This is a genomic window from Actinomadura rubrisoli (assembly GCF_004349215.1).
In the GTDB taxonomy this organism is placed as follows: Bacteria; Actinomycetota; Actinomycetes; order Streptosporangiales; family Streptosporangiaceae; genus Spirillospora; species Spirillospora rubrisoli.
On record NZ_SMKU01000597.1, the window covers coordinates 1 to 2,821 of the forward strand.

The following is a 2,821-nucleotide window of genomic DNA, read 5'->3' on the forward strand; positions in this document are numbered from 1 at the left end:
AAGCGGGGGCGGGGGCCGGTCCGGTGGTCTCGCGGCGGGTGAGGACCAGCGGGTCGGCCGTGAGCGGCGCGGCGGGGGGCCCGCTCGGGGCGCCGAGCATCTCCAGCAGCTCGGACGCGGTCGGACGGGCGCCGGGCTCCTTGCGCATGGCGGCGGCCACCGCGCCGCGCAGGGCCCCGGTCAGGCCGCCGAGGTCGGGTTCGGCGCCCATGATCTGCTCGACCAGGACGCCCATGGTGTCGCCGTCGAACGGGCGGCGCCCGGTGGCCGCGAACACGGTCACCCCGCCCCAGGCGAAGATGTCGGAGGCCGGTCCCGGATCGTTGAGGAGCTGTTCGGGGGCCATGTAGGCCGGGGTGCCCACCGCCTGCCCCTTGGCGGTGATCCGGGTGGCGTCCGGGTCGCGCGCGATACCGAAGTCGATCACCCGGGGGCCGAGCCGGGACAGCAGCACGTTGCCGGGCTTGAGGTCGCGGTGCATGATCCCGACGCCGTGGATGCCGCGCAGCGCCGTGGCCACCGCGACGGCCAGCTGGTGCAGCTCGGCGCCGCGCAGGGGGCTCCCGCCCGCCACCAGCTCGTGCAGCGTGGGGCCGTCGATGAACTCGGTGACCAGGTACGGGACGGGCCCGTCCGGGTCGGCGGCCAGCACCTCCGCGGTGACGTAGGCCGGGACCTTCAGCGCGCTGGCGGCCTCGCGGCGAAAGCGCGTGCGGAACTCCCCGTCCTCCGCCAGCTCCGCGCGGATCGCCTTGATCGCGACCAGACGCCCGTCGCGGGCCCGGCCGGCGAAGACCAGGCCCATCCCGCCCTCGCCGAGGACGCCGAGGGTGCGGAACTCGCCGAACCATCGCGGGTCCTGGGGCCGCAGCGGCTTGGCCCGGGCGGGCAGCCCGTCGGCGTTCAGCGGTGCCGTCATCGGAGCTCCTCCCGTCGCCCGGTCACGGGGTGGTCGGCACGGCCCGCGGGCGTGCGCTGCTCGCCGGCGATGGACTGGGCGTGGTGGACGGCTCGTCCGGATGCGGCGAGACGGGCTCGCGCGGCTCACCGGGCTCGTCCGGCTTCTTGGCCTGCGGCTTCTCGGCCTCAGGCTTCTCGGTCTCCGGGGTCTTGGACGGCTTCGGGGACCTCGGAGCGCCGGAGTCCGGAGTACTGGGCTTCGGCCCGGCTTCCGGACGTTCTGGCGCGGGGTCCGGGGCGCTCGGCTTCGGCGCCGGGCCGGACGGCTCGGAGGTCGGGGGCTCCTCCGGCGCGGTGGTGAACCCGTCCGGGCAATCGTCCGGGTCGGGCTTGCAGGGCACGCGCCCGCCACCCGGCTCCCCGCCCTCGTCTCCGCCTTCACCCTCGCCCTCGTCGTCGGGGCATGGCGGCGATTGGGACTGCGTTGGCCGCACCTCCGGCGAGTCCCCTCGCTCCCTGCTCAGCCCGTACTGCCCGGGGGAGCGGCAGGGCGCGGTGGCCGTCCCGGTGATGACGATGCTGACGCCGGGGCCGCCCTCGCGGGTGCGCACCACCAGGGTCGCGGAGTGCGGCCCGGCCGTCGCGGGCGCGAAGGCGACGCGCACGCGGCAGGTCGCGCCGGTCTCCGCCGGGCAGGTGGTGCCCTTCATCAGGGTGAAGGAGGGGCTGCCGTTCAGGCTGATCCCGCCGGGGTCGTAGCACCAGTCCCAGGGAATCCCGATGATCTCCTTGGCCCGATCGTTCACCTCGACGTCGTCGAACCGGTGCCCCGGCCCCGGGGCGTCCCGCTTGCAGGACGTGCGGGCCACCGCGCTCAGCGGGACCGTCGCGGCGGTGCCGCCCGTGGTGTCGGGCACCGTCAGGGTCGTGGAGTGCGGGCCGGACGTGCGGGGCTCGAAGACCACCGGGATGCCGCAGGTCGCGCCGGGCTTCGCCGGGCAGGTGGAGCCCGGGCCCAGGTGGAAGTCCGCGTCGCCGGTGAGGTGGATCCTGGTGGCGTCGAAGCACCAGCCCCACGGGACGATGACGACCGCGCGGGACGTCCTGCCCGGCTCGGCGTCCTCGAACTCGGGCGCCGTCACCGGCGGGTCGCGGCGGCAGGACGGCGCGGCGACGGCGCTGAGCGGGAGCGTCACGGCGGCCGGCCCGGAGTCGGACGGGACCACCAGGGTCGCCGAACGGGTGCCCGCGGTGGCCGGGGCGAAGGTCACCGTGATCCGGCATGCCGTGCCCTCGCAGCGGGTGCCGGTCAGGCTGAACGCCCGGTCGCCGTCCAGCCGGATTCCCGAGGCGTCGTAGCAGTCGTCCCAGGGGACGGTCAGCACGCCGGTGACGGATCGTCCCACCTCGGCCGTGCCCAGGCTCCGCACGGGAAGGGCGTGCCGGGGGCAGGTCCGGACCGGCGGGGCGGCCGTGCCGCTCAGCCGCAGGGTCACCGCGGTCCCGCCGCTGGTGGAGGGCACGACGACCACCGCCTGGTAGAGCCGTCCGCGCTGGACGGGCCGGAACGCGACCCGGAACCGGCACAGGGGACCCGAGGGCGGGCAGGCGACGAGCGTCGGGGGACTGAATCCGGCGGCGTCCGGGCCCCGGAGGGAGATGGCCCGGACGTTGTCGCACGCCCGCCGCGGGAAGGTGAAGTCCTGCTCCTTGATCTGGCCGATCTGGACGGGGGCGAAGGTGTAGGGCTCGATGGCATGGTGCGGGCACGGCGTCCCCCGACGCTCGGTAGGCCGGTCGGTGGGCCCTGTCGTCCGCGTGTAGTCGGCGGGCGGCGTCGAGGGGCCTCCCGGCGGCCCTCCTTCGCTGTTCTCCGTGGGGCCGGGCGTGGGGGAGGGACCGGGCGTGGACGGGCCGGGCG

Annotated in this window: 2 protein-coding genes; both read right to left on the reverse strand. The window is 76.1% G+C overall.

The window, feature by feature from the left end:
* Nucleotides 1–919: serine/threonine-protein kinase (locus E1298_RS45840; protein ID WP_131903640.1), on the reverse strand; the 919-nt coding region annotated here is incomplete at its 3' end.
* A 22-nt stretch (nucleotides 920–941) separates the two neighbouring features.
* On the reverse strand, nucleotides 942–2,821 hold a 1,880-nt coding region (locus E1298_RS45845), incomplete at its 5' end, for a choice-of-anchor D domain-containing protein (RefSeq protein WP_131903641.1).